The organism is Escherichia sp. KTE159 (assembly GCF_000408805.1).
GTDB classification, from domain to species: domain Bacteria; phylum Pseudomonadota; class Gammaproteobacteria; order Enterobacterales; family Enterobacteriaceae; genus Escherichia; species Escherichia marmotae.
The window spans coordinates 2,539,005-2,556,723 of record NZ_KE137292.1; the positions used below are offsets into that span (position 1 = coordinate 2,539,005).

Annotated in this window: 16 protein-coding genes, 4 tRNA genes and 1 pseudogene; 10 read left to right on the top strand and 11 right to left on the bottom strand. The window is 51.9% G+C overall.

Annotation, left to right across the window (positions count from 1 at the left end):
* Positions 1-30: 30 nt before the first annotated feature.
* From A31E_RS09610 to pncC, 9 genes are all read right to left on the bottom strand, one after another.
* Positions 31-107, bottom strand: a tRNA-Arg gene (locus A31E_RS09610).
* Between the two features lie 198 nt (positions 108-305).
* A tRNA-Arg gene (locus A31E_RS09605) sits at positions 306-382 on the bottom strand.
* A gap of 198 nt (positions 383-580) precedes the next feature.
* Positions 581-657 (bottom strand) — tRNA-Arg (locus A31E_RS09600).
* Between the two features lie 3 nt (positions 658-660).
* Positions 661-753: transfer RNA gene (locus A31E_RS09595), tRNA-Ser, on the bottom strand.
* Positions 754-1,068: 315 nt separating this feature from the next.
* The gene (csrA, locus tag A31E_RS09590) at positions 1,069-1,254 is read right to left on the bottom strand and encodes a carbon storage regulator CsrA (RefSeq protein ID WP_000906486.1); all 186 of its coding nucleotides are present in this window, start codon (positions 1,252-1,254) and stop codon (positions 1,069-1,071) included.
* Positions 1,255-1,488: 234 nt separating this feature from the next.
* The gene (gene alaS, locus A31E_RS09585) at positions 1,489-4,119 is read right to left on the bottom strand and encodes an alanine--tRNA ligase (protein ID WP_016249108.1); all 2,631 of its coding nucleotides are present in this window, start codon (positions 4,117-4,119) and stop codon (positions 1,489-1,491) included.
* Between the two features lie 129 nt (positions 4,120-4,248).
* Positions 4,249-4,749, bottom strand: a complete 501-nt coding sequence (recX, locus tag A31E_RS09580) for a recombination regulator RecX (protein WP_000137971.1) — start codon at positions 4,747-4,749, stop codon at positions 4,249-4,251.
* Between the two features lie 67 nt (positions 4,750-4,816).
* Positions 4,817-5,878 (bottom strand): recombinase RecA, encoded by a 1,062-nt coding sequence (gene recA / locus A31E_RS09575; RefSeq protein WP_001516934.1) that lies wholly within the window; start codon positions 5,876-5,878, stop codon positions 4,817-4,819.
* A 79-nt stretch (positions 5,879-5,957) separates the two neighbouring features.
* Positions 5,958-6,455, bottom strand: coding sequence for a nicotinamide-nucleotide amidase (pncC, locus tag A31E_RS09570; RefSeq protein WP_000132228.1), 498 nt, complete (start codon positions 6,453-6,455; stop codon positions 5,958-5,960).
* A gap of 181 nt (positions 6,456-6,636) precedes the next feature.
* On the opposite strand from pncC, the gene A31E_RS09565 reads away from it, so the two are divergent.
* Positions 6,637-6,876: a hypothetical protein gene (locus A31E_RS09565; RefSeq protein WP_016249109.1), complete on the top strand. Its 240-nt coding sequence runs from the start codon at positions 6,637-6,639 to the stop codon at positions 6,874-6,876.
* A gap of 39 nt (positions 6,877-6,915) precedes the next feature.
* Here A31E_RS09565 and mltB read toward each other — a convergent pair whose 3' ends face one another.
* Positions 6,916-8,001, bottom strand: a complete 1,086-nt coding sequence (mltB, locus tag A31E_RS09560; RefSeq protein ID WP_016249110.1) for a lytic murein transglycosylase B — start codon at positions 7,999-8,001, stop codon at positions 6,916-6,918.
* Positions 8,002-8,256: 255 nt separating this feature from the next.
* Here mltB and srlA point away from each other — a divergent pair, with 255 nt between their 5' ends.
* The 7 genes and pseudogenes from srlA (at position 8,257) to gutQ (ending at position 13,302) form a co-directional block, all read left to right on the top strand.
* On the top strand, positions 8,257-8,820 hold the full coding sequence (gene srlA, locus A31E_RS09555; RefSeq protein WP_000573320.1) for a PTS glucitol/sorbitol transporter subunit IIC: 564 nt from the start codon (positions 8,257-8,259) through the stop codon (positions 8,818-8,820).
* Positions 8,817-9,776, top strand: coding sequence for a PTS glucitol/sorbitol transporter subunit IIB (gene srlE, locus A31E_RS09550; RefSeq protein WP_016249111.1), 960 nt, complete (start codon positions 8,817-8,819; stop codon positions 9,774-9,776). Before srlA ends, srlE begins: the two co-directional genes overlap by 4 nt.
* Positions 9,777-9,786: 10 nt before the next feature.
* Positions 9,787-10,158 carry a PTS glucitol/sorbitol transporter subunit IIA gene (srlB, locus tag A31E_RS09545; RefSeq protein ID WP_016242534.1) on the top strand — a complete coding sequence of 124 codons (372 nt, stop codon included), beginning with the start codon at positions 9,787-9,789 and terminating at the stop codon, positions 10,156-10,158.
* A 3-nt stretch (positions 10,159-10,161) separates the two neighbouring features.
* Positions 10,162-10,941, top strand: a complete 780-nt coding sequence (srlD, locus tag A31E_RS09540; RefSeq protein WP_001077342.1) for a sorbitol-6-phosphate dehydrogenase — start codon at positions 10,162-10,164, stop codon at positions 10,939-10,941.
* Between the two features lie 202 nt (positions 10,942-11,143).
* Complete coding sequence (gene gutM / locus A31E_RS09535) at positions 11,144-11,503, top strand: transcriptional regulator GutM (protein ID WP_000252920.1); 360 nt, start codon at positions 11,144-11,146, stop codon at positions 11,501-11,503.
* Between the two features lie 66 nt (positions 11,504-11,569).
* The gene (gene srlR, locus A31E_RS09530) at positions 11,570-12,343 is read left to right on the top strand and encodes a glucitol operon DNA-binding transcriptional repressor SrlR (RefSeq protein WP_000804554.1); all 774 of its coding nucleotides are present in this window, start codon (positions 11,570-11,572) and stop codon (positions 12,341-12,343) included.
* Positions 12,336-13,302, top strand: a pseudogene (gene gutQ, locus A31E_RS09525) (arabinose-5-phosphate isomerase GutQ). Before srlR ends, gutQ begins: the two are co-directional and overlap by 8 nt.
* Here gutQ and norR read toward each other — a convergent pair.
* On the bottom strand, positions 13,299-14,813 hold the full coding sequence (norR, locus tag A31E_RS09520; RefSeq protein WP_000010765.1) for a nitric oxide reductase transcriptional regulator NorR: 1,515 nt from the start codon (positions 14,811-14,813) through the stop codon (positions 13,299-13,301). The pseudogene gutQ and the gene norR sit on opposite strands and share 4 nt — an antisense overlap.
* Positions 14,814-14,999: 186 nt before the next feature.
* On the opposite strand from norR, the gene norV reads away from it, so the two are divergent.
* Positions 15,000-16,439 (top strand): anaerobic nitric oxide reductase flavorubredoxin, encoded by a 1,440-nt coding sequence (gene norV / locus A31E_RS09515; RefSeq protein WP_016249114.1) that lies wholly within the window; start codon positions 15,000-15,002, stop codon positions 16,437-16,439.
* The gene (norW, locus tag A31E_RS09510; RefSeq protein ID WP_000064723.1) at positions 16,436-17,569 is read left to right on the top strand and encodes an NADH:flavorubredoxin reductase NorW; all 1,134 of its coding nucleotides are present in this window, start codon (positions 16,436-16,438) and stop codon (positions 17,567-17,569) included. The genes norV and norW overlap by 4 nt, the downstream gene beginning before the upstream one ends.
* Positions 17,570-17,719 lie beyond the last annotated feature (150 nt).

Genomic DNA, 17,719 nt, shown 5'->3' on the forward strand with positions numbered 1-17,719 from the left:
GATTATCAATCGTGGATAATACGAAGAGAATGGTGCATCCGGGAGGATTCGAACCTCCGACCGCTCGGTTCGTAGCCGAGTACTCTATCCAGCTGAGCTACGGATGCATCGGGAAAGCTTATTTTACTGCTGATATTGATATCGCTACTAAAGCCATATCAAGCAAGAGATGGTGCATTCGGGAGGATTACTCGCCTTGCGGCTCGCCCTTCGGGCCGTTGCTAAAGCAACATTATCCTCCCTGGTGCCTGCGGTTAGTACCACCACCTCTTCGATACCTTCATCGCTGAAGGTTACGGAGAATATGGTGCATCCGGGAGGATTCGAACCTCCGACCGCTCGGTTCGTAGCCGAGTACTCTATCCAGCTGAGCTACGGATGCATCGGGAAAATTTATTTTACTGCTGATATTGATACCGCTACTAAAGCCATATCAAGTAAGAGATAGTGCATCCGGAAGGATTACTCGCCTTGCGGCTCGCCCTTCGGGCCGTTGCTAAAGCAACGTTATCCTCCCTGGTGCCTGCGGTTAGTACCGCCACCTCTTCGATACCTTCATCACTGAAGGTTACGTAGAATATGGTGCATCCGGGAGGATTCGAACCTCCGACCGCTCGGTTCGTAGCCGAGTACTCTATCCAGCTGAGCTACGGATGCAAATGGCGGTGAGGCGGGGATTCGAACCCCGGATGCAGCTTTTGACCGCATACTCCCTTAGCAGGGGAGCGCCTTCAGCCTCTCGGCCACCTCACCACACGCCTCTTACGAGTGCTTCGAAGAACTTGTTTATCGCTCATCGTCGCTGCGTGGCGCACATATTACTTTCTGAGACTTATAAGTCAAACAATTTTTCCCACACTTTTATCGTTTGCACACTTCACGCTCAATTAGTCTGTAAAAACGCCAAAAAGAGTGTTTTATCAACAGAAAAACGGGCATCTGAAAGGTAGCGGTAATACAGAAAAAGGGAGACTAAAGATGAATGAACGGGTGTAACGCGAAAAGAAAATGAAGTGAAGGAGAAATTTTGAGGGTGCGTCTCACCGTTAAAGATGAGACGCGGAAAGATTAGTAACTGGACTGCTGGGATTTTTCAGCCTGGATACGCTGGTAGATCTCTTCACGGTGAACAGAAACTTCCTTCGGGGCATTTACGCCAATACGTACCTGGTTGCCCTTTACCCCTAAAACTGTCACGGTGACCTCATCCCCAATCATGAGGGTCTCACCAACTCGACGAGTCAGAATCAGCATTCTTTGCTCCTTGAAAGATTAAAAGAGTCGGGTCTCTCTGTATCCCGGCATTATCCATCATATAACGCCAAAAAGTAAGCAATGACAAACACATTACATGTAAGCAGTCATGGCATTACATTCTGTTAAACCTAAGTTTAGCCGATATACACAACTTCAACCTGACTTTATCGTTGTCGATAGCGTTGATGCGGATGCCGCAGACTCACTCTGCGGCATTGCCTGACGCTTATATTATTGCAATTTCGCGCTGACCCAGCCTTTCACACTGGCTAACGCTGCAGGTAAGGCCGCAGCATCCGTACCACCGGCTTGCGCCATGTCAGGACGTCCACCACCCTTGCCGCCCACCTGCTGAGCGACCATACCAATCAGTTCCCCTGCTTTCACACGATCTGTGACGTCCTTAGATACGCCTGCAATCAGAGAAACCTTACCTTCGGCTACCGTTGCCAGCACGATAATTGTCGACCCCAGCTGATTTTTTAAATCGTCAACCATGGTACGTAACATTTTCGGCTCAACACCGCGAAGCTCGCTAACCAACAGCTTAACACCATTAACATCAATTGCCTTACTGGAAAGATTCGCACTCTCCTGCGCAGCAGCCTGTTCTTTAAGCTGTTGTAACTCTTTTTCCAACTGACGCGTACGTTCCAGCACTGAACGCACTTTATCAACCAGATTGTTGCTATCGCCTTTCAGCAGATGCGCGACTTCGCTTAAGCGATCGCTGTCCGCATGAACAGTGGTGATAGCACCTTCTCCGGTTACCGCTTCGATACGGCGAACGCCTGCAGCAGTACCCGATTCAGAGATGATGCGGAACAGGCCGATATCACCAGTGCGGCTGGCGTGAGTACCGCCACACAGCTCGGTAGAGAAATCGCCCATGCTCAGCACACGTACGCGTTCATCATACTTCTCACCGAACAACGCCATCGCGCCTTTCGCTTTAGCCGCCTCAAGATCCATGATGTTGGTTTCGATCGGCAGGTTGCGACGAATCTGTGCGTTCACCAGGTCTTCGACCGCTCGAATCTCTTCAGGTTTCATCGCTTCGTTATGCGAGAAGTCGAAACGCAGCACTTTGTCGTTAACCAAAGAACCTTTCTGGGAGACATGAGTACCCAGAACCTGGCGCAATGCAGCGTGCATCAGGTGCGTTGCGGAGTGGTTCAGACGAATACGGGCGCGGCGCGCTTCATCAACATCAGCCTGCACCGCGTCGCCCACTTTCAGAGAACCCGCAGCAAGTTTACCGATGTGACCTATCGCCTGGCCGTATTTTTGAGTGTCTTCCACCGCAAAAGAGAAGCTTGCGCCTTTCAGTTCGCCTTTATCGCCAACCTGGCCGCCTGATTCTGCATAGAATGGCGTTTGATCCAGTACGACAACCGCTTCCTGGCCTGCATTGATTGCATCAACAGCTTTGCCATCAACAAACAGTGCAGTCACTTTGCCGTTCAGTTCCAGATGGTCATAGCCTTTAAATTCAGAAGCGCTATCAACACGGATCATCGCGTTGTAATCAGCGCCAAAGCCACTGGCTTCACGTGCGCGACGGCGCTGCTCTTCCATTGCTGCTTCAAAACCGGCTTCATCGACTTTGATGTTGCGCTCACGACAAACGTCAGCCGTCAGGTCAACCGGGAAACCGTAGGTATCGTACAGACGGAAAGCCGTTTCGCCATCCAGCGTATCACCAGAAAGTTTCGCTAACTCTTCGTCCAGCAACGCCAGACCGCGCTCCAAAGTACGCGCAAACTGCTCTTCTTCAGTTTTCAGCACCTGCTCAACCAGCGCCTGCTGGCGTTTCAGGTCTTCACCCGCAGAGCCCATAACGTCGATCAGCGGACCAACCAGTTTGTAGAAGAAGGTTTCTTTCGCGCCCAGCATATTGCCGTGACGTACCGCGCGACGAATGATACGACGCAGTACATAACCACGGTTTTCATTGGATGGCATGACACCATCTGCAATCAGGAATGCGCAGGAACGAATGTGGTCAGCGATAACACGCAGCGATTTGTTGCTCAGATCGGTCGCGCCAGTGACTTTTGCAACCGCCTGAATCAGCGTGCGGAACAGGTCAATGTCATAGTTAGAGTTAACGTGTTGCAGCACCGCAGCAATTCGCTCCAGCCCCATACCGGTATCAACAGACGGCTTCGGAAGCGGTTCCATAGTGCCATCGGCCTGGCGGTTGAACTGCATGAAGACGATGTTCCAGATCTCAATGTAACGGTCGCCGTCTTCTTCTGCGCTTCCCGGAGGGCCACCCCAGATATGGTCGCCGTGATCATAGAAAATTTCGGTGCACGGGCCGCACGGACCAGTGTCGCCCATCTGCCAGAAGTTGTCAGATGCGTATGGCGCACCTTTGTTATCACCGATGCGAATAATACGTTCGCGTGGGATCCCAACTTCTTTTTCCCAGATTTCGTAGGCTTCGTCGTCGCTTTCATAGACGGTAACCCACAGACGCTCTTTCGGCAGGGCAAACCATTTTTCGCTGGTCAGCAATTCCCATGCAAACTGAATAGCATCGTGTTTGAAATAGTCACCGAAGCTGAAGTTGCCCAGCATTTCGAAGAAGGTGTGATGGCGTGCGGTGTAACCGACGTTTTCCAGGTCGTTGTGTTTACCACCCGCACGCACGCAGCGTTGGGAAGTGGTAGCGCGGGAATAATTACGCTTGTCGAGCCCAAGGAACACATCCTTGAACTGGTTCATCCCGGCGTTGGTAAACAACAAAGTTGGGTCGTTATGGGGAACCAGGGAACTGCTGGCAACTACCTGATGCCCCTTACTGTGGAAAAAGTCGAGAAACGCCTGACGGATCTCAGCGGTGCTCTTGCTCATAATTATCCTGAAATCAAGCTAAAGAAATATCGCTACCAGCAGCAACGTGTTGTTAACCGCCGGGCTGGTAACTGAAAAAGTGGGAATAAGATAAGTTTTCTTGACTGGGAAGTAAAATACCGTATGCGTTCAGTCGGCAAAATTTCGCCAAATCTCCTGGATATCTTCCATCAGATAGCCACGATAGAGCAGAAAACGCTGGATCTTAACTTTTTCTGAAAAGATGGTTGGCAAAGGTTCACCATATTTTCGCGTCGCTTGATCACGCGCCAGCGCGCACCAGTCGATGTCACATTCACGCATCGCTTTTTCTGTCGCCTCTCGGGAGATCCCTTTCTGGCTCAGTTCCTGACGAATACGTGCCGGTCCATATCCTTTGCGACTGCGACTGGCGATAAAGCGTGCAACAAAGCGGCTGTCATCGAGATAACCGTGTTCATGACACCAGGCGATAACACGCTCATAATCTTCTGCCGTGGCATCAATCTCTTCCGGGCCATTTTTGCCCATAATCGGTGCGGCAAGTTTACGGCGCAGTTCCTGCTCACTGTGATCACGTACCGCCAGAATACGTACCGCGCGATCCAACAGGCGAGTATATATCGGGCGACGGGGCGTTAATTCGGTCATGGCATCCCCTTAAAACTTAAAAAGCAAAAGGGCCGCAGATGCGACCCTTATGTATCAAACAAGACGATTAAAAATCTTCGTTCGTTTCTGCTACACCTTCGCTGTCATCAACAGAGAAATCTGGCGTTGCATTTGGGTTGCTCAGCAGCAGCTCACGCACTTTCTTCTCGATCTCTTTCGCAGTTTCCGGGTTGTCTTTCAGCCATGCTGTCGCATTTGCTTTACCCTGGCCGATCTTCTCGCCTTTATAGCTGTACCATGCACCCGCTTTCTCGATCAGCTTCTCTTTCACGCCCAGGTCAACCAGTTCGCCGTAGAAGTTGATGCCTTCGCCGTAGAGGATTTGGAATTCAGCCTGTTTAAACGGCGCAGCGATTTTGTTCTTCACAACTTTCACGCGAGTTTCGCTACCCACCACGTTTTCGCCCTCTTTCACCGCGCCAATACGGCGGATATCGAGACGAACAGAAGCGTAGAATTTCAGCGCATTACCACCGGTAGTGGTTTCAGGGTTACCGAACATCACGCCAATTTTCATACGGATCTGGTTGATGAAAATCAGCAACGTGTTGGATTGCTTCAGGTTACCCGCCAGCTTACGCATCGCCTGGCTCATCATACGTGCCGCAAGGCCCATATGAGAGTCACCAATTTCGCCTTCGATTTCTGCTTTCGGCGTCAGCGCCGCAACGGAGTCAACAACGATAACATCTACCGCGCCAGAACGTGCCAGAGCGTCACAGATTTCCAGAGCCTGCTCACCAGTGTCCGGTTGAGAGCACAGCAGATTATCAATATCGACGCCCAGTTTACGTGCATAGACTGGGTCCAGCGCGTGTTCAGCATCGATAAACGCACAGGTTTTACCTTCACGCTGCGCAGCGGCAATCACCTGTAGCGTCAGCGTAGTTTTACCGGAAGATTCCGGCCCGTAGATTTCGACGATACGGCCCATCGGCAGACCACCTGCCCCAAGCGCGATATCCAGTGAAAGCGAACCGGTAGAGATGGTTTCCACATCCATGGAACGGTCTTCACCCAGGCGCATGATGGAGCCTTTACCAAATTGTTTCTCAATCTGGCCCAGTGCTGCCGCCAACGCTTTCTGTTTGTTTTCGTCGATAGCCATTTTTACTCCTGTCATGCCGGGTAATACCGGATAGTCAATATGTTCTGTTGAAGCAATTATACTGTATGCTCATACAGTATCAAGTGTTTTGTAGAAATTGTTGTCGCAACGTCTGTAATGCATAAGCCGTCGCCTGACGTCGTACTGCATCACGGTCACCGCTGAAGCATTCCCGGCGGGTAATGCCTTCGCCGCTGGCAGAAGCAAACGCAAACCAGACGGTGCCTACAGGCTTCTCTTCACTGCCGCCATCCGGTCCGGCAATGCCGCTGATAGACACGGCATAATCAGCTCGAGCCGCTTTCAGTGCACCAATTGCCATTTCCACCACGACGGGTTCACTCACCGCGCCATGCTGCGCCAGCGTCTCTTCACGTACGCCGATCATCTGCGCTTTAGCCTCGTTACTGTAGGTGACAAATCCGCGTTCAAACCAGGCGGAACTGCCAGCAATATCGGTAATAACTTTCGCGACCCAACCGCCGGTACAAGACTCAGCGGTTGTGACGGTTGCGCCACGGGCTTTCAGTGCCAGCCCGACCTGTTCACTCAATTGCATCAGTTCACTGTCAGTCATCACAACCTCTGTCAGTCAAAAATTTATGCCGGACAAGATAGCACTTTCCCGCAGAAGATGGGGACGAGCGATTCATTTTACGAGTCGCATTCCGAAATAAGACTGTTACGACCAACCGGTAAAGAAAAAAGGCTACCATGCCGCGTTCACATTGATATGTATTCACAGGGAGAGAAAAGCAATGGCAACAAAGAAAACGGATAACACCCCACAAAACGTGCTCAAACAGACCACGCAAATGCGCATGTGGGTCACCATTGGCGGCATCAGCGCCCTGGTTGCAGTGGTATGTAAGATTTTATCTTCTGGCTATCTTGAACCTTTCGACTTCGGTCAGGCTGCATTAGGCGTTGTCTGCCTGGGATATACGATATCGCTGTCGAAAAAAATCAAGCAATTACGTAATTCGAATAAACAGTAATAAAGCAGAGGGAAGTTTAAACTCCCCTCTTGTCAGTTGTTACTGTACGCGCGCCAGCGCCACAGCCTGTCCTAACTGCCAGACTGCCATTGCATAATGGGTGCTGTGGTTGTAACGAGTAATGGTGTAGAAGTTCGGCAGACCATACCAGTACTGGTAACCCGTCCCAACATCCAGACGCAGCAAGCTGGCCTGCTGATGATTCCCCAACGGCTGCTGCGGCGTCAAACCTACCGCAGCAAGCTGCGAAATGCTGTACTTAGTTTTGAAACCATTTGGTAAACCTGGAGCCTGGCCGTTTGCCATCACCGCCACCAGGTCACCTTTCACCCAGCCGTGCGCTTTGAAATAGTTTGCCACACTACCAATAGCATCAACCGGATCCCACAGGTTGATATGACCATCACCGCTAAAGTCCACGGCGTATTGTTTGTAAGACGATGGCATAAACTGTCCATAGCCCATCGCTCCGGCAAAGGAACCTTTCAGATTGAGCGGATCATCCTGCTCATCGCGCGCCATTAGCAGGAAGGTTTCCAGTTCGCCAGAGAAATATTCCGCGCGGCGTGGGTAGTTAAATGACAGCGTTGCCAGCGCATCAAGGATGCGGGTTTTACCCATCACGCGTCCCCAGCGGGTTTCGACGCCAATAATTCCGACGATAATTTCTGGCGGTACACCATATACCTGCCACGCGCGATTCAGCGCATCTTCATATTGATTCCAGAAAACCACGCCGTTCTGCACGTTATCCGGAGTAATAAATTTTTTGCGATAACGCAGCCATGCACCGTTCGGGCCTGATGGCGGCTGCACCGATGTGGTCGGTGCCTGGTTATCCATCAACCGCAGTACCGAATCCAGACGTTTCGCCTGGGAAAGGATTTCTTGCAGTTGCTGACGATCGAAGCCGTGTTTGCTCACCATTTTATCGATGAACTGCTGGGCATTCGGGTTGTTGGCGAAGTCACCGCCCATCTGCATCACATTGTGCTGCGGCTCAAGCAGGAAGCCGCCAGACGGCGTTCCGGTGGTCGTTTCAGTCTCGGTAGGTTTTGGCTTGCTGCTGCAGGCGGCAAGCAACACAAAAAGGGGAAGCAATGTTACATAACGACGCTTGAACATGAGGAGTCCATTTAACAGATTCAACCTGGGGCAAGTATGGTAAAGCATCGCGCCCTGCACAAGGAAGCGGTAGTCGCTCCCCGATACGGACTTTACATAACTCAAATACCCTTCATCGACACACCTTCACCATAACTTTCAAATTAAAATATTTATCTTTCATTTTGCGATCAAAATAACACTTTTAAATCTTTCGATCTGATTAGATTAGGTTGCCGTTTGGTAATAAAACAATAAATTCTGAAGGAGAGAACAATGATAGAAACCATTACTCATGGCGCAGAGTGGTTCATCGGGCTGTTCCAGAAAGGTGGAGAGGTGTTTACCGGGATGGTGACCGGCATTCTTCCGCTGTTGATTAGCCTGCTGGTAATCATGAACGCACTGATTAATTTTATCGGTCAACATCGTATTGAACGTTTTGCTCAACGTTGCGCCGGTAATCCTGTTTCCCGTTACCTGCTACTACCGTGCATTGGTACGTTTGTCTTTTGTAACCCCATGACCTTAAGCCTCGGTCGTTTTATGCCGGAAAAGTACAAACCCAGCTACTATGCGGCGGCTTCTTATAGCTGCCACTCAATGAATGGCCTCTTCCCCCATATCAACCCCGGCGAATTGTTTGTTTATCTTGGAATTGCCAGCGGTCTGACAACGCTGAACCTGCCACTTGGCCCGCTGGCCGTCAGTTATCTGCTGGTAGGCCTGATCACTAACTTCTTCCGCGGTTGGGTGACCGACCTGACCACCGCCATTTTTGAGAAAAAGATGGGCATTCAACTTGAACAGAAAGTTCGCCTGGCAGGAGCAACATCATGACACGTATTCGGATCGAAAAAGGGACGGGGGGTTGGGGCGGCCCGCTGGAGCTGGAAGCCACTACGGGGAAAAAAATCGTCTATATCACCGCCGGTACACGTCCTGCGATTGTCGACAAACTGGCACAGCTTACTGGCTGGCAGGCTATCGACGGATTTAAAGAAGGTGAACCCGCAGAAGCGGAAATCGGCGTCGCGGTAATCGACTGTGGCGGTACACTGCGCTGCGGCATCTATCCCAAGCGGCGTATTCCCACTATCAATATCCACTCAACGGGCAAGTCCGGTCCGCTGGCGCAGTACATCGTGGAAGATATTTATGTCTCCGGTGTAAAAGAAGAAAACATCACTGTAGTGGGTGATGCTACTCCACAATCCTCTACCGTAGGTCGTGACTACGATACCAGCAAGAAAATCACCGAACAAAGCGATGGCTTACTGGCGAAAGTAGGAATGGGCATGGGGTCTGCGGTTGCCGTGCTGTTCCAGTCTGGCCGCGACACCATCGACACCGTATTAAAAACCATCCTGCCGTTTATGGCGTTCGTCTCGGCGCTTATCGGCATCATTATGGCTTCCGGTCTTAGCGACTGGATAGCCCACGGTCTTGCTCCGCTGGCCAGTCATCCTCTGGGACTGGTGATGCTGGCACTCATCTGCTCCTTTCCGCTGCTTTCGCCTTTCCTCGGCCCTGGCGCGGTTATCGCGCAGGTTATCGGCGTATTGATTGGCGTGCAGATTGGTCTCGGCAATATTCCGCCGCATCTGGCTTTACCGGCGCTGTTTGCCATCAACGCGCAGGCGGCCTGCGATTTTATCCCGGTCGGTTTGTCTCTGGCGGAAGCCCGTCAGGACACGGTTCGCGTCGGTGTCCCTTCTGTACTGGTGAGCCGCTTTCTGACCGGCGCGCCTACCGTACTTATCGCCTGGTTTGTCTCCGGTTTTATCTATCAATAGAGGTTAAAACATGACCGTTATTTATCAGACCACCATCACCCGTATCGGCGCGAGTGCGACTGACGCTCTCAGCGATCAGATGCTCATCACCTTTCGTGAAGGCGCGCCTGCGGATCTCGAAGAGTATTGCTTCATTCATTGCCACGGCGAATTGAAAGGTGAACTCCATCCCGGTTTGCAATTTTCTCTCGGACAGCATCGCTATCCGGTAACCGCCGTTGGCAGCGTGGCGGAAGACAACCTTCGCGAACTGGGTCATGTCACCCTGCGCTTCGATGGTTTAAGCGAAGCGGAATTTCCGGGCACTGTCCATGTGGCAGGCCCCGTACCCGACGATATCGCGCCGGGATCAGTTTTGAAGTTTGAATCTGTTAAGGAGTAAAAAATGAATCAGGTTGCTGTTGTCATCGGTGGTGGGCAAACCTTAGGCGCGTTCCTGTGCCACGGTCTGGCTGCCGAGGGGTATCGCGTGGCGGTTGTCGATATTCAGAGCGACAAAGCTGCAAATGTGGCGCAAGAAATTAATGCAGAATATGGCGAAGGCATGGCATATGGTTTTGGTGCTGATGCCACCAGCGAGCAGAGCGTACTGGCACTCTCTCGTGGGGTAGATGAGATCTTTGGTCGTGTGGATTTACTGGTCTACAGCGCCGGAATTGCTAAAGCAGCGTTTATCAGCGATTTCCAACTGGGGGATTTTGACCGCTCGCTACAGGTAAATCTGGTGGGCTACTTCCTTTGTGCGCGTGAATTTTCGCGCCTGATGATCCGCGACGGCATTCAGGGACGGATTATTCAGATCAACTCGAAATCAGGCAAAGTGGGCAGCAAACACAACTCTGGTTACAGCGCCGCGAAATTTGGCGGAGTCGGTCTTACCCAGTCACTGGCGTTGGATCTTGCGGAGTACGGCATTACGGTGCATTCACTGATGCTCGGTAACTTGCTGAAATCACCTATGTTCCAGTCACTATTACCGCAATACGCCACTAAGCTGGGCATAAAACCGGATCAAGTCGAGCAATATTACATCGATAAAGTGCCACTTAAGCGCGGCTGTGATTATCAGGATGTACTGAATATGTTGTTGTTCTACGCCAGTCCCAAAGCGTCGTACTGCACCGGGCAGTCGATTAATGTCACTGGCGGTCAGGTCATGTTCTGATCAACAGCGGAGATCCTTTAAGGATCTCCGCGAGACTGCCTGATGCGCTACGCTTATCAGGCCTACGACACCCATACAACACATTGAATTAACAAAACTTTTAAGACCTAATAAGGCGTTCACGCCGCATCCGGCATGAATAAAGCACACACTGTAAACATTCTCAGCGGAAATCCTCCGCCACCACATATAAGGAGAAGTTATGGTATCCGCTCTCATCACCGTCGCCGTTATCGCCTGGTGTACACAACTGGCCTTAGGCGGCTGGCAAATTTCTCGTTTTAACCGTGCCTTCGATGCACTTTGCCAGCAAGGCCGCGTTGGCGTGGGCCGTTCCAGCGGGCGCTTTAAACCGCGGGTCGTAGTCGCCATCGCCCTGGACGATCAGCAGCGCATCGTCGACACCTTGTTTATGAAAGGACTGACCGTTTTCGCCCGACCGCAAAAAATTCCCGCCATTACGGGTATGCATTCTGCTGATTTACGGCCCGATGTGATCTTTCCCCATGATCCATTATCGCAGAATGCTCTATCATTGGCGCTTAAACTGAAACGTAGATAATTTCGTTGTGAATGCTACTTGCTTGCGAAGTTATCATTTTGAAACCTAAATCAGGTAATCACGCCTATGAAACCTCGTCAGCGTCAGGCCGCCATTCTGGAGTATCTGCAAAAGCAGGGGAAATGCTCGGTTGAAGAATTGGCGCAATACTTTGACACCACAGGCACAACCATTCGCAAAGATCTGGTCATTCTGGAACATGCCGGAACCGTCATTCGTACCTATGGCGGCGTGGTGTTAAATAAAGAGGAATCCGATCCGCCAATCGATCATAAAACGCTCATCAACACCCACAAAAAAGAGTTGATAGCGGAAGCCGCCGTCAGTTTTATCCACGATGGCGACTCAATCATTCTCGATGCTGGCAGTACCGTATTGCAGATGGTGCCAATGCTCTCGCGCTTTAATAACATCACAGTGATGACCAACAGTCTGCATATTGTCAATGCGCTATCCGAACTGGATAACGAGCAAACCATCCTGATGCCTGGCGGAACATTTCGCAAAAAATCGGCCTCATTTCACGGGCAACTTGCCGAGAATGCCTTCGAACATTTCAGCTTCGATAAATTGTTTATGGGCACCGACGGCATCGATCTGAATGCAGGCGTAACGACTTTCAACGAGGTCTACACCGTCAGTAAAGCGATGTGTAATGCTGCGCGCGAAGTTATTTTGATGGCTGACTCATCGAAGTTTGGTCGTAAAAGCCCCAATGTAGTTTGCAGTCTTGAAAGCGTCGATAAACTCATTACCGACGCAGGCATTTCTCCAGCGTTTCGTCAGGCGCTGGAAGAGAAAGGGATCGACGTGATCATCACCGGAGAAAGCAATGAGTGAAGCACTACTGAACGCGGGACGTCAGACGTTAATGCTGGAGTTGCAGGAAGCAAGCCGTTTACCTGAACGTCTGGGCGATGATTTTGTTCGCGCCGCCAATATCATCCTGCACTGCGAAGGCAAAGTGGTGGTTTCGGGAATTGGCAAATCGGGTCACATTGGTAAGAAAATCGCCGCAACGCTTGCCAGCACTGGCACGCCTGCTTTTTTTGTCCATCCGGCAGAGGCACTGCACGGCGATCTGGGGATGATTGAAAGCCGCGATGTAATGCTGTTTATCTCGTACTCCGGTGGCGCAAAGGAACTGGATCTGATTATTCCGCGTCTGGAAGACAAATCTATTGCTCTGCTGGCAATGACCGGTAAACCGACGTCACCGCTGGGTCTGGCGGCGAAAGCGGTGCTGGATATTTCCGTAGAACGCGAAGCCTGCCCGATGCACCTTGCGCCGACTTCCAGCACCGTCAATACCCTGATGATGGGCGATGCGCTGGCGATGGCGGTCATGCAGGCGCGTGGGTTTAATGAAGAAGATTTTGCCCGCTCCCATCCAGCCGGCGCGCTGGGCGCTCGCTTGCTGAACAAAGTGCATCATCTGATGCGCCGTGATGATGCTGTCCCGCAGGTGGCGTTAACCGCCAGCGTGATGGACGCGATGCTGGAACTCAGCCGCACCGGGTTAGGGCTGGTGGCAGTGTGTGATGATCAACGACTGGTGAAAGGCGTCTTTACCGACGGCGATTTACCGTCGCTGGCTGGTTGGCGGTGGTGCACTCACCACGCCCGTTAATGAAGCGATGACGGCTGGTGGCACCACATTACAGGCACAAAGCCGCGCCATTGACGCCAAAGAGATCCTGATGAAGCGCAAAATCACCGCCGCACCGGTGGTAGATGAAAACGGTAAACTCGCCGGCGCGATTAACCTGCAGGATTTCTATCAGGCCGGGATTATTTAATCCTTCAATCCCAGACGTTTCGCCAGCCGATGCAGGTTGGCGACGTCGATTTCCAGCATCCGCGCACAGGCGGCCCAATTGTGATTATTTTGTGCCAGCGCCTGGCGAATGGTTTCGCGCTGGAACTCTTCTGTCGCTTCACGCAGGTTTTGTTTAACGACGGGCACTGTCGTCACTTCTGGCGACGGCAACGTCACCTCAGGAAAAGCAAAATGTTGCGCCTCAAGAATCACTTCATCACCGCTGCGGGTCGCTCTCGCCAGCACTACCGCCCGATGAATAGCATGTTCCAGTTCGCGCACGTTTCCCGGAAAACGGTAGTGTTGCAATAAATTCCGCGCACTGGCGCTCAACACCACGCGAGAAAGTCCCAGTCGCAGACGGCACTGCTCGCAGAAATAACCCGCCAGCAAAATAACGTCATCGCCCCGCTCACGTAGCGGCGGCACGGAAAGCGGAAACACACTCAGGCGATGGAATAAATCGGCGCGAAATCGCCCTGCCAGTACTTCTTCGTGCAAGTCGCGGTTAGTCGCTGCCAGTACGCGCACATCCACCCGCAAACTGCGGTCATCGCCAACGCGCTGAATATCGCCATACTGCAACACCCGCAGTAGCTTGGCCTGCAATGCCAACGACAACTCACCGATCTCATCCAGAAACAGCGTACCGTTATCCGCCATTTCAAACTTACCACTGCGGTTACTGATAGCGCCGGTAAACGCCCCTTTCACATGCCCGAACAGCTCACTTTCCGCCACGCTTTCCGGCAGTGCGGCGCAGTTGAGATAAACCAGCGGATTCACCGCCCGCGGCGAGGCTTCATGAATCGCTTTCGCCACCAGCTCCTTACCTGTTCCCGTCTCACCGCTAATTAAGACGTTGAGATCGGACGCTGCCACAATCTCAATCTCTTTTTTCAGTTGCGTCATGCCTGGCGACAGGCCAATCATCTGCATCTCTTTCACCGCTTCAAACGGCACGGCATGACCCGGCAACATATTCTGGCTTTCCAGTTGTTCAATCAGCAACGCATTGCTTAACGCCCCCGCCGCCAGTGCGGCAATCAGCCGTAACTCTTCATCGCTGAAAACATCGAACTGATCGGGCTGCATCCCGTCGAGCGTCAATGCGCCAATCAGGTTTTGCCCGGCAAACAATGGCAGACCAACACAGGCATGAACCTTCAGACTCTCCTGCCCGGGAATCAAACCGTCATAGGGATCGGGTAATTCGCTGTCTGCAGGAAAACGCACCACGTCCCCGGCACGGGCAATCGCTTCCAGCCGCGGATGCCCTTCCAGCGCAAAGCGTCTGCCGAGCACATCTTTTGCCAGCCCGTCGATGGCGAGCGGAATAAATTGCCGCGAGTCGTAGCGCAGCAACGCTGACGCATCACACTCCAGCACCTGACGCAGCGTGGTAATCAGGCGTTGAAAACGATCCTGATGGCCAATCCCGCGCTGCAATTCGATGGCGATATTCGCCAGCACATCAACGGAAAAACTCATCTTTGCCTCACTGTCAATTTGACTATAGATATTGTCATATCGACCATCTGATTAATAGTCATTTTGACTACTCATTAATGAGCATAAATTAATTTATAGAGTAAAAACAATTAGATAAAAAACTGGCACGCAATCTGCAATTAACAGGACATCTTTTTAGAACACGCTGAATAAATTGAGGTTGCTATGTCTATTGTGGTGAAAAATAACATTCATTGGGTTGGTCAACGTGACTGGGAAGTGCGTGATTTTCACGGCACAGAATATAAAACGCTGCGCGGCAGCAGCTACAACAGCTACCTCATTCGCGAAGAAAAAAACGTGCTAATCGACACTGTCGACCATAAATTCAGCCGCGAATTTGTGCAGAACCTGCGTAATGAAATCGATCTGGCAGATATCGATTACATCGTAATTAACCATGCAGAAGAAGACCACGCCGGGGCGCTGACCGAACTGATGGCGCAAATTCCGGATACGCCAATCTACTGTACTGCCAACGCCATCGACTCAATTAATGGTCATCACCATCATCCGGAGTGGAATTTCAACGTGGTGAAAACCGGCGACACGCTGGATATCGGTAATGGCAAACAGCTCATTTTTGTCGAAACACCAATGCTCCACTGGCCGGACAGCATGATGACTTACCTGACGGGCGATGCAGTGCTGTTCAGTAACGATGCCTTTGGTCAGCACTACTGCGACGAGCATCTGTTCAACGATGAAGTGGATCAGACCGAGCTTTTCGAACAGTGCCAGCGTTACTACGCCAATATCCTGACGCCGTTCAGCCGCCTGGTAACTCCCAAAATCACCGAGATTCTGGGCTTTAACTTGCCGGTCGATATGATTGCCACCTCTCACGGTGTGGTATGGCGCGATAACCCGACGCAGATTGTCGAGCTGTACCTGAAATGGGCGGCGGATTATCAGGAAGACAGGATCACTATTTTCTACGACACCATGTCGAATAACACCCGCATGATGGCTGACGCTATCGCCCAGGGGATTGCAGAAACCGACCCGCGCGTAGCGGTGAAAATTTTCAACGTCGCCCGGAGCGATAAAAACGAAATCCTGACCAATGTCTTCCGCTCAAAAGGCGTGCTGGTTGGGACTTCGACGATGAATAACGTAATGATGCCGAAAATCGCCGGGCTGGTGGAGGAGATGACCGGATTGCGCTTCCGTAACAAACGCGCCAGCGCTTTCGGCTCCCACGGCTGGAGCGGCGGTGCGGTTGATCGTCTTTCTACGCGCTTGCAGGATGCAGGCTTCGAAATGTCACTTAGTCTGAAAGCCAAATGGCGACCGGATCAGGACGCGCTGGAGTTATGTCGTGAACACGGTCGTGAAATCGCCCGTCAGTGGGCGCTCGCGCCGCTGCCGCAGAGCACAGTGAATACGGTGGTTAAAGAAGAAACCAGTGCCACCACAACAATCGACCTCGGCCCACGGATGCAGTGCAGCGTCTGCCAGTGGATTTACGATCCAGCAAAAGGCGAGCCAATGCAGGACGTCGCGCCGGGAACGCCGTGGAGTGAAGTTCCGGATAACTTCCTGTGCCCGGAATGTTCCCTCGGCAAAGACGTCTTTGATGAACTGGCATCGGAGGCAAAATGAGCAACGGTATTGTGATCATTGGTTCGGGCTTCGCCGCCCGCCAACTGGTGAAAAATATTCGCAAACAGGACGCCAGTATTCCATTAACCCTGATTGCTGCCGATAGCATGGATGAGTACAACAAACCTGATCTCAGCCATGTTATCAGTCAGGGACAACGTGCCGACGACCTTACCCGCCAGACGGCGGGAGAATTTGCCGAACAGTTTAATCTGCGCCTGTTTCCACAAACCTGGGTGACGGATATTGATGCCGAAGCCCATGTGGTGAAAAGCCAGAATAATCAGTGGCAGTACGACAAGTTAGTGCTGGCAACCGGTGCCAGCGCCTTCGTCCCGCCGGTGCCTGGGCGTGAGTTAATGCTTACTTTAAATAGTCAGCAAGAGTATCGCGCCTGTGAAACGCAACTACGGGAAGCACAGCGCGTGTTGATTGTCGGTGGCGGCCTGATTGGTAGCGAACTGGCGATGGATTTTTGTCGGGCAGGCAAAGCAGTCACGCTGATCGACAACGCCGCCAGTATTCTGGCATCGTTAATGCCACCGGAAGTAAGCAGTCGCTTACAACATCGGTTGACGGAGATGGGCGTCCATCTGCTGTTGAAATCTCAGTTACTGGCGCTGGAAAAAACGGATTCTGGCATCCGTGCAACCCTGGACCGCCAGCGCAGCATCGAAGTGGATGCGGTGATTGCCGCCACCGGGCTGCGCCCGGAAACCGCCCTGGCACGACGCGCCGGGCTGACGATTAATCGCGGCGTTTGCGTCGATAGTTATCTGCAAACCAGCAATGTCGATATTTACGCGCTGGGCGATTGCGCGGAAATTAACGGTCAGGTATTGCCGTTTCTGCAGCCGATTCAACTTAGCGCAATGATGCTGGCAAAAAATCTGCTCGGCGCTAATACGCCTCTGAAACTACCGGCGATGCTGGTAAAAATCAAAACGCCGGAGTTACCACTGCATCTGGCAGGGGAAACCCAGCGTCGGGATTTACGCTGGCAGATTTGTGCCGAAAACCAGGGAATGGTGGCACGCGGTCTGGACGATACCGATCAGTTACGTGCCTTTGTGGTCAGTGAAGATCGGATGAAAGAGGCGTTTGGATTGTTGAAAACGTTACCGGTGTAGGCGCATCTGGCTACTGTGCCCAAAATGCCAGCGTCGCATCAGGCAACACGGTTGTCGGATGCGGCGCGAGCGCCTTATCCGACCTACGGGGAGCGTATATGTTGGTCACATAATGCGTTCATGACGCATCCGCCTACTGTGCCCAAAATG